General features: G+C 70.2%; 8 protein-coding genes and 1 tRNA gene. 6 read left to right on the top strand and 3 right to left on the bottom strand.

Annotation, left to right across the window (positions count from 1 at the left end; genetic code table 11):
* Together ACFU99_RS21665 and ACFU99_RS21660 are read right to left on the bottom strand one after the other, a co-directional pair.
* Positions 1 to 431, bottom strand: a 431-nt coding sequence (locus tag ACFU99_RS21665) for an NUDIX hydrolase (protein WP_384394391.1), incomplete at its 3' end; no start/stop codon positions are given.
* Complete coding sequence (locus ACFU99_RS21660; RefSeq protein ID WP_384394389.1) at positions 428 to 1,921, bottom strand: zinc-dependent metalloprotease; 1,494 nt, start codon at positions 1,919 to 1,921, stop codon at positions 428 to 430. The genes ACFU99_RS21660 and ACFU99_RS21665, both read right to left, overlap by 4 nt.
* 192 nt (positions 1,922 to 2,113) lie before the next feature.
* Here ACFU99_RS21660 and ACFU99_RS21655 point away from each other — a divergent pair, with 192 nt between their 5' ends.
* From ACFU99_RS21655 to ACFU99_RS21640, 4 genes are all read left to right on the top strand, one after another.
* Positions 2,114 to 3,235, top strand: coding sequence for an SDR family oxidoreductase (locus ACFU99_RS21655; protein ID WP_363227360.1), 1,122 nt, complete (start codon positions 2,114 to 2,116; stop codon positions 3,233 to 3,235).
* 138 nt (positions 3,236 to 3,373) lie between these two features.
* Positions 3,374 to 3,841 carry a molybdenum cofactor biosynthesis protein MoaE gene (locus ACFU99_RS21650; protein ID WP_384394387.1) on the top strand — a complete coding sequence of 156 codons (468 nt, stop codon included), beginning with the start codon at positions 3,374 to 3,376 and terminating at the stop codon, positions 3,839 to 3,841.
* A 256-nt stretch (positions 3,842 to 4,097) separates the two neighbouring features.
* Complete coding sequence (locus tag ACFU99_RS21645; RefSeq protein WP_384394385.1) at positions 4,098 to 4,289, top strand: hypothetical protein; 192 nt, start codon at positions 4,098 to 4,100, stop codon at positions 4,287 to 4,289.
* 79 nt (positions 4,290 to 4,368) lie between these two features.
* Positions 4,369 to 5,457 carry a PDZ domain-containing protein gene (locus ACFU99_RS21640; RefSeq protein ID WP_384394384.1) on the top strand — a complete coding sequence of 363 codons (1,089 nt, stop codon included), beginning with the start codon at positions 4,369 to 4,371 and terminating at the stop codon, positions 5,455 to 5,457.
* A gap of 49 nt (positions 5,458 to 5,506) precedes the next feature.
* Here ACFU99_RS21640 and ACFU99_RS21635 read toward each other — a convergent pair whose 3' ends face one another.
* Entirely contained in the window at positions 5,507 to 6,073 is a 567-nt protein-coding gene (locus ACFU99_RS21635; protein ID WP_384394382.1) for a PPA1309 family protein, read from the bottom strand.
* Positions 6,074 to 6,219: 146 nt separating this feature from the next.
* On the opposite strand from ACFU99_RS21635, the gene ACFU99_RS21630 reads away from it, so the two are divergent.
* Together ACFU99_RS21630 and ACFU99_RS21625 are read left to right on the top strand one after the other, a co-directional pair.
* Entirely contained in the window at positions 6,220 to 9,105 is a 2,886-nt protein-coding gene (locus ACFU99_RS21630) for a UPF0182 family protein (RefSeq protein WP_384394393.1), read from the top strand.
* Positions 9,106 to 9,147: 42 nt separating this feature from the next.
* Positions 9,148 to 9,220: transfer RNA gene (locus ACFU99_RS21625), tRNA-Met, on the top strand.

The raw sequence follows: 9,220 nt of genomic DNA, 5'->3' as shown, positions 1-9,220 counted from the left end.
TCGCTGATCACCTCGACGGCCTCCGCCGGGGCGAGCGCCGCGTACTGCACGTCGAGGTGCCAGGCGCACGGCGTCTCATGCCGGTCCAGCAGCACGGGCCCGCCGGGCAGCAGCGTCAGCCCGGTCCCGATCCCGGATTCCTCTCGCGCCTCCCGGAGCGCCGCGTCCTCCAGCGTCGCGTCGTGCCGCTCGCAGTGGCCGCCCATCTGGAGCCACATCTTCAGCTTGCGGTGCAGCGTCAGCAGGACGCGCTCCCCAGCCGGGTCGATGACCAGCGCGCTGGCGGTGAGGTGCGCGCCAGGGCACGCCTTCCACATCCCGGCCGGCTGTGCCGCCAGGTGGTCCAGGTAGGCCAGCCGCAGCTCCTGCTGGCGCTTGTCCGGCGCGGACCACCGATCGAGGGCCCGCGCCGCGTTGTCGTGCAGGGTCACTTGCCGGCGTCGCCCTCGTCGTCGTTCTTGCCCTTGTCCTTGCCGTCGCCCGCGGCCGGGTCGGAGTCGGCACCGGCGGCGCCATTATCGGGGCGCTCGTCGATGACCCGCTTGTTGAGGTCGGGCTTGCCCGGGCCGCTGCCGGCCGCCTCGCCGAGCATCTTGTCGAGCTCGGAGAAGTCCAGCTGCTCGTGGTGGACGAACCCGTCCGGGTCGTCGAGGTCCGCTGCCGTCGGCAGCATGTCCGGGTGCTCCCAGAGGGCGTCGCGCCCGTCCAGGCCCCGCGCGTCGGTGAGCGAGGCCCACAGCCGCGACGCGTCGCGCAGCCGCCGCGGCCGCAGCTCCAGGCCGATCAGCGTGGCGAAGGTCTGCTCGGCGGGACCGCCGGAGGCGCGCCGCCTGCGCAGCGTCTCGCGCAGCGCGTCCGCGGACGGCAGATGCGGGGCCGCCGCCGCGTGCACCACCGCGTCGACCCACCCCTCGACCAGCGCGAGCGCGGTCTCCAGCCGGGCCAGCGCCGCCTTCTGCTCCGGGGTGTCCTCCGGCTGGAACATGCCCTGCTGGAGCGCTTCCTGCATCTGCTCCATGTGCGACGGGTCGATCTGGCCGACGACGTCCTCCAGCTTGGAGGTGTCGACCTTGATCCCGCGCGCGTACCCCTCGACGGCGCCGAAGAGATGCGAGCGCAGCCACGGCACATGGGTGAAGAGCCGCTGGTGGGCGGCCTCGCGCAGCGCCAGGTAGAGCCGCACCTCCTCCTGGGGGACGCCCAGGCCCTTGCCGAACGCCTCGACGTTGACCGGCAGCAGCGCGGCCTTGCCCGCCGGGCCCAGCGGCAGCCCGATGTCGGTCGAACCGACCACCTCGCCGCCCAGCACGCCGAGCGCCTGCCCGATCTGGGTGCCGAACATCGCGCCGCCCATGGACCGCATCATGCCGAGCAGCGGGCCCGCCATGGCCTGCATCTCCTCGGGCAGCACATCGCCCATGGCCGAGCCGACGCGCTCCGCGACGGGGTCCACGAGGTCCTTCCACACCGGGAGGGTCGCCTCGACCCACTCGGCGCGGCTCCATGCCACCGCCGTGTTCGCGCCCGACGGCAGCGAGGTGACGCCGTCCAGCCACAGGTCCGCCAGGCGCACGACCTCCTCGACCCAGGCCCGCTCGGCCGGCGAGACGCTCGCGTCCTTGGTGCCGTCGGCGGTGCCCTGCGCGACGGTCTGCCGCGCGATGTCCTTGGCCATGTCCCAGTTCACCGGGCCGCCCTCGTACGAGAGCATCTGCCCGAGCTGCTGAAAGGCCGCGCCCAGGTCGTTCTGGTTCAGCGAACCGAACATCGAGGCGAACGGATTGTCTCCGCCGCCCGCCCCGCCGAACCCGAACGGATTCGCGGGACCCTGGCCACCACCCTGGCCTCCCTTCTTCTTGCCGTCGTCGCCGTCCTCCGGCTCCTCCGGCGGAAGGCCGAATCCGAATGGGGTGTCACTCACGGGTTTCCTCGGCTCGTAGGGCCGCCGGCCCGGGGCCGACGGCGAATGCCCGACAACACAACCCAGCGTAGACACCGGGCCCGGTTGCGGCCTCGGTGCTCCGCCGGCCCGAGGCCTGCGGCAGGATGGACATCACCTGGTGCGTACGCGTCATCGCGCATGCGTACTGAAGACAACCTCTGGAGACGCCTGGTGAGTTCCCCAGATCCGCACGTTCGCGCAGCGCGAAACGGTACAGCCCATGGTGCCGCGAAGTCCGGCCGACGGCCTGTCGTGGCCGTCACCGGCGCCGCCGGCGGCATCGGCGCCCTGCTCGCGCAGCGCCTCGCCGAGTCCGAGGAGATCAAGCAGGTCATCGCCATCGACGAGCGCCGCGGCGACGTCACCGAGGCGACATGGCACGTGCTGGACGTCCGGGACCCGGCCATCGCGGACAAGCTGCGCGGGGCGGACGTCGTCGTCCACCTCGCCGTCGACCTCGACCTGGAGACCGACCCCGCGGCCCGTACGGCCTACAACGTGCGCGGCACCCAGACGGTGCTCACCGCCGCCGCGGCCGCGGGCGTGCACCGGGTGGTGCTGTGCACCTCGGCGATGGTCTACGGGGCGCTCCCCGAGAACGACGTGCCCCTGGCGGAGGACGCCGAGCTGCGTGCCACCGCCGACGCCACGGGCGTCGGCGACCTCCTGGAGATCGAGCGGCTCGCCAAGCGCGCCCCGCGCGCCCACCCCGGCCTGAACGTCACAGTGCTGCGCCCCGCCGTCCTCGTCGGCGGCACGGACACCGCCCTCACCCGCTACTTCGAGTCGCCGCGTCTCCTGGTAGTCGCCGGCTCCCGCCCCACCTGGCAGTTCTGCCATGTGCAGGACCTGGTCAGCGCCCTGGAATTCGCCGCCCTGGAGAAGGCCGAGGGCGAGCTCGCCGTGGGCTGCGACGGCTGGCTGGAACAGGAGGAGGTCGAGGAGCTCACCGGCATCCGCAGGATGGAGCTGCCCTCGGCGGTCGCCCTGGGCGCGGCCTCCCGGCTGCACCGGCTGGGGCTGACCCCGTCCCCGGCGGGCGACCTCGCGTTCACCATGCACCCCTGGGTGGTCAGCGGCAGCCGGCTGCACGAGGCGGGCTGGCGGCCCCGGTGGACCAACGAGGAGGTCCTCGCAGAGCTGCTGGAGGAGGTCTCGGGCCGCCATACGGTCGCGGGCCGGCGGCTGGGCCGCAAGGACGCCACCACGCTGGGGGCCGCCGGGGCGACGGTCGCGCTCGTGGGCACCGCCGCGCTGGTCCGCCGCGCCCGCAAGGCACGCCGCCGCCTGTAGGGGCGCGTACGGCGAGCGTGTGGGGGGAAGAGGGGGCAAACCGGCCGGGCGTCCGTACGGCCGGCGGAGGGGCCCCGGAGCGCCGCCCGTACGCACGGCAGGTGCCGGGTCCGCCGTCCGGTGCGGCACGATGGGGGCATGGCAAGCACCCATGACCGTCCCGCCGTCCCCGCCCAGAGCGCCGCCTCCCCCATCCGGCTGCTCGCCGTCCGGGACACCCCGCTGTCCCTGGACGAGGTCTTCGCGGCGGTCGGCGACCGGGCCGCGGGCGGCACGGCGCTCTTCGTCGGCACGGTGCGCGACCACGACGGCGGCGCGGAGGTCGCCGGGCTCGGCTACTCCGCCCACCCGAGCGCCGAGGCGGAGCTGCGCCGGGTCGCCGAGAAGGTCGCGGCGGACTTCCCCGTGCGGGCCATGGCGGCCGTCCACCGGGTCGGCGACCTGGCGGTGGGGGACCTGGCCGTGGTGGTCGCGGTCTCCTGCGCGCACCGCGCCGAGGCGTTCGCGGCGTGCCGCAGGCTGATCGACGACCTCAAGCACGAGGTCCCGATCTGGAAGCACCAGGAGTTCTCGGACGGCACCGAGGAGTGGGTCGGCGCCTGCTGACGCGCCGCCCATAGACCGGGACGCGACGGCAGGGCGTCACAAGGGCGTTGGGCCATGCGTGGTTCTCCGGTTGCGTAACCCGTCTCCCGGTATAAGCGTTGACCTGACGGATGGTTAATCTGCTTATTTGCTGATTGCGGGCCTGGCGCCGCGACCGGCGGAGTCCGCTCGTCCACGTGCGAAATCCGGTGCTTCACACCGGGCCGCGCGACGGCGCGTATCCCGCCGGAAGGCGCTGAGGGGTCGGGAGGCCAATGTGGGTGCGCTCATCTGGTTGCTGATTCCGCTTCTGGCGGCGATCGCCGCTGCCATATGGGGAAGTTGGGCGACGCGGAACCATACGTACGGGGATATCGCGGAGCTCGCCGGCTATGCGCGGTTCCGTGCGGCGATGGAGCCGCCGGATTCCGGTTCGGAAGCCGCCCAGGCGGCGTCCGGCCGCATCTAGCCGGACGCGTCAACTCGCGGGGCCACGGACGGCCCGGCCCCGCGGGTGGGCTGTCGGACCTGTCCCGTACTGTCGTTCCATGCCCCGCCGCACAGCGACGATGCTCGCCTCCCTCCTGATGCTGATCGCGCTGCTCTGCGCGGGTGTGCTGATCCCGGTGCCGTACGCGGACATGTCCCCCGGCCCCACCGTCAACACCATCGGCGAGCACGACGGCGAACCGGTGCTCCAGATCACCGGCCACAAGACGTATCCCACGTCCGGGCACCTCAACATGACGACGGTCCGGGTCACCGGCTCCCAGTACCGGATGAACCTGGTCGAGGCCGTCATCGGCTGGCTCAACCACGACGACCTCGTCGTCCCGCACGAGACGGTCTATCCGGACGACAAGACCCCGGACCAGGTGAGCCAGGAGAACGCCGAGGAGTTCAGCCAGTCCCAGGAGACCGCGAAGGTCGCCGCCCTCAAGGCGGTCGGCATCCCGGTCGGCAGCCGCATCGTCGTCGGGTCCGTCGTCAAGGCCAGCCCCGCCGAGGGCAAGCTGCACGCGGGCGACGTGATCAAGGCCGTGGACGGCACGGCGGTCAAGCAGCCCGAGGACGTGGCCAAGCTCGTCACCAAGCACAAGCCCGGCGAGAAGGTCGTCTTCACCGTGGTGCCGGTCAAGGCGGCAGCCGAGGCGGAGAAGGACAAGAAGGAGCCGAAGGAGACCCGGAAGGTCGCCCTCACCACCGCCAAGGCCCCCGAGGACAAGCGCGCCATCGTCGGCATCAAGGCGGCCGTCGACCACACGTTCCCGTTCACCATCGACATCAAACTGCCGGACATCGGCGGGCCGAGCGCCGGGCTGATGTTCGCCCTCGGCATCGTCGACAAACTCACCCCGGGCGACCTGACGGGCGGCAAGTTCGTGGCGGGCACGGGGACCATAGACGACAAGGGTCAGGTCGGGCCCATCGGCGGCATCGCGATGAAGCTCGTGGCCGCCCGCGACAAGGGCGCGCAATATTTCATGACGCCCAAGGGGAATTGCGCGACCGCCGCCAAGGACACCCCCGACGGGCTCCGGCTCGTGAAGGTCGGCACGATAGACGACGCGCTGAAGGCCCTGGAGAAGATCCGCAAGGGGGACACGGCCGGCCTGCCGCGCTGCACGACAGGCTGACCGTACGGACGTGAGACGTGAGCGGGCCCCGGACAGGGCCCGCGGCGGACTACCCCTCGAAGGTCGCGGCCAGCGCCTCGGCGAGCCCCGGTACGAGGTCGGCCCCGGTGAGGACCTCGGTCGGCGAGTCCTTCTCGCGCAGCCGCAGCGCGGACTCGCGCGCGCCGTCGCGGAGCACCGCCACCGTCATACGGACCTCCTGGCGGTCCGGGTGCTCGGCGACCCACTCGGCGAGCTGCGCCTCGTCGAGGCCGTTCGGCACGGACCCCTCCGCGGACGGCGGCAGCATCAGCCGCTCCACCGTCATGGCGCAGCCGGTCACCGGATCGGGCCAGGCGATGGTGGCGAGGAACTCGTCGAGGGCGACGCCCGCGGGCAGCTCGTCCTGTTCGATCGGGGTGATGGCGGCGGGGGAGTCCTCGCCGTCGGCGGCGTCGAGGCCGAGCTGTTCGGCGAGGCCGGGCTCCTGGGCGCGGAGCTTCGCGGTGTCGACGAGGGCGAAAAGCCGGGCCGGCTGATCCCAGCCGAGCCCGGAGGCGTACTCGTCGATTTCGAGCACGGCCCGGGTCAGCGGACTCGCGGCCATCGGGGTGCTGGGGTCGGGAAGGTTGGACATGGTCAATATCGTGCCCTGGAAGTGACCGAAAACGGGAACTGAGTAAAGGCTCAGTAAGTTGCCACACTGGGTCCTACTATCACCGGGGCCGCACAAAAGACCCCACAACGACATTGAACTTCGAGGTGCGCACCTTGGCTTTCCAGATGCCGGACCGCGGCGGAGGCCCGACAGGGCCACGGATGAGAGTCGGCCGACCGTCCCGGCGCGTTCGGACCCTGCTGATGACTTTGGGCGTGCTGGCCGTGCTGGCCATGCTCTTCGTCATGTTCGCGGGGTTCTGGACGGACTGGCTCTGGTACCGCTCGGTCAGATACTCCTCGGTCTTCACGACCACGCTGGGGACCAAGATCGGGCTGTTCGCCGTCTTTGGCCTGCTGATGGCCGCCGCCGTCGGCTTCAACATCTGGCTCGCGCACCGGCTCCGGCCGCCGCTGAGCGCGATGTCGATGGAGCAGCAGAGCCTCGACCGGTACCGCATGAGCCTCGCGCCGTACAAGAAATGGGTGCTGCTCGCGGTCACCGCGCTGGTCGGGCTGATCGCGGGCGCGTCCGCGGCCGGCCAGTGGCGCACGTGGCTCCAGTGGATCAACGGCGTCTCCTTCGGCCAGACGGATCCGCAGTTCCACAAGGACATCGCGTTCTACACCTTCGACCTGCCCTGGTACCGCTTCCTGCTGAGCTTCGGCTTCGCGGCCGCGGTGCTCTCGCTGATCGCCGCCGCCCTGGTGCACTACCTCTACGGCGGCCTGCGGATCACCAGCCCCGGCGGCCGGGCCACCGCCGCGGCCACCGGCCATCTGTCGGTGCTGCTCGGCGTCTTCGTGCTGCTCAAGGCCGTCGCGTACTGGCTGGACCGGTACGGGCTGACGGTGAAGTCCAGCGGCCTGAAATCGACGGCGGGCTGGACCGGGCTGCGCTATGTGGACGCGAACGCGTATCTGCCCGCCAAGACGATCCTCTTCATCATCGCCGTGATCTGCGCGGTGCTCTTCTTCGCGACGCTGTGGCGGCGCACCTGGCAGCTGCCGGTGATCGGCTTCGGGCTGATGGTGCTCTCCGCGATCCTGATCGGCGGGCTCTACCCCGCCCTCGTGCAGAAGTTCCAGGTCCAGCCGAACGAGCAGGCCAAGGAAGCCCCGTACATCAAGAAGAACATCAATGCCACGCGTGAGGCGTACGGCATCGACGGTTCCGATGTGAAGGAGTACGCGGGCAAGAGCGAGCTGAAGGACGAGGACAAGCAGAAGCTGCGCGCCGACGCGGACACGGCGGCCAGCATGCGGCTGCTCGACCCGAACATCGTCTCGCCGACCTTCCAGCAGCTCCAGCAGGTCCGCGGCTACTACCAGTTCCCGTCCACGCTCGACGTCGACCGCTACAAGGAGGACGGCAAGGAGCAGGACACGGTCATCGGTCTGCGCGAGCTGAACATCAACGGCATCCCCGAGCGCAACTGGATCAACGACCACTTCAAGTACACCCACGGATACGGCGCCATCACCGCGAAGGGCACCGACACCGTGGACGGCGGCGCCCCGGACTTCACCGAGAAGAACCTGCCGACGAAGGGCAAGCTCCCCTCGTACGAGCAGCGGATCTACTACGGCGAGAAGACCACGCAGTACTCGATCGTCGGCGGCCCGCAGAAGGAGCTGGACTACTCCGGCGACAACGGCGAGAAGAGCTACAGCTACAAGGGCAAGAGCGGGGTGAACCTCTCCAACCCGGTCAACCGCGCGGCCTACGCGGTGGCCTTCGGGGAGCCGCAGATCCTCTACTCCGGGGCCATCGGCAAGGACTCGCGGATCCTGTACAACCGCACGCCCAAGGAGCGCGTCGAGGCCGTCGCGCCCTGGCTGACCATCGACGGCGACGCCTACCCGGCGGTGATCGACGGCCGGGTCCAGTGGATCGTCGACGCCTACACGACGACCAACGGCTATCCGTACGCGTCGCGCACCACGCTCGGCGACAGCACGGCGGACTCCCTGACCACCGGCCAGCGGTCCGTGGTCGCCCAGCAGAACCAGGTGAACTACATCCGCAACTCGGTCAAGGCGACCGTGGACGCGTACGACGGCAAGGTCAAGCTGTACCAGTGGGACACCAAGGACCCGGTGCTCAAGACCTGGATGAAGTCGTTCCCGGGGACCGTGAAGGCCAAGAGCGAGATCGACTCGGACCTGATGCAGCACCTGCGCTACCCGCAGGACCTCTTCAAGGTCCAGCGCGAGCTGCTCACCCGCTACCACGTCACCGACCCGGGGACCTTCTACACCGGCAGTGAGCGGTGGCAGGTGCCGGACGACCCGACCACCAAGTCGGGGAACGCGGTGCCGCCGTACTACCTGAGCATGAAGATGCCGGGTCAGCAGTCGCAGGCGTTCTCGCTGACGACGACGTTCACGCCGAAGAGCCGGGAGAACCTGGGCGCCTTCATGGCGGTCGACGCGGACGCGACCAGCGGGGACTACGGCAAGATCAGAATACTGAAACTGCCATCGGAGACCACGGTCTCCGGCCCACAGCAGGTGCAGAGCAAGTTCAACGGCAATCCGGAGATCGCCAACAAGATCAATATCTTGAAGAGAGGCGACTCCGAGATCGAGTACGGCAACCTGCTGACCGTGCCGCTCGACGACGGACTGCTGTACGTCGAGCCGGTCTATGTCAGAGGCGCCGGCACCAACTATCCGCTGCTGAAGAAGGTGCTGGTCACCTACGGGGACCAGACGGCCTTCGAGGACGATCTCCCCAAGGCGCTCGATGTGGTCTTCGGGGTGAAGAAGCCGTCCGGGGAGACCACTCCGCCCAGCGGTGACACCACGAAGCCGCCGCCCTCGGAGAACCCGACGACCAAGCAGGCGCTCAAGGACGCCCAGGACGCGTACGAGGCCGGGCAGAAGGCGCTTGAGGCGCAGGACTGGACCGCGTACGGCAAGGCCCAGAACGACCTCAAGGACGCCCTGAACCGGGCGGCCAAGGCCGAGGACGAGGCTTCCGAGAAGGGCAAGAAGCCGGGCAGCTGAGAAAGCGCCGCCCCGCGCCGTGGTAAGGTTGAAACACAACGGCGCGGGGTGGAGCAGCTCGGTAGCTCGCTGGGCTCATAACCCAGAGGTCGCAGGTTCAAATCCTGTCCCCGCT

Origin of the sequence: Streptomyces sp. NPDC057654, assembly GCF_042800135.1 — a bacterium.
Taxonomy (GTDB): domain Bacteria; phylum Actinomycetota; class Actinomycetes; order Streptomycetales; family Streptomycetaceae; genus Streptomyces.
This window is presented reverse-complemented; position numbering and strand designations above follow the sequence as displayed.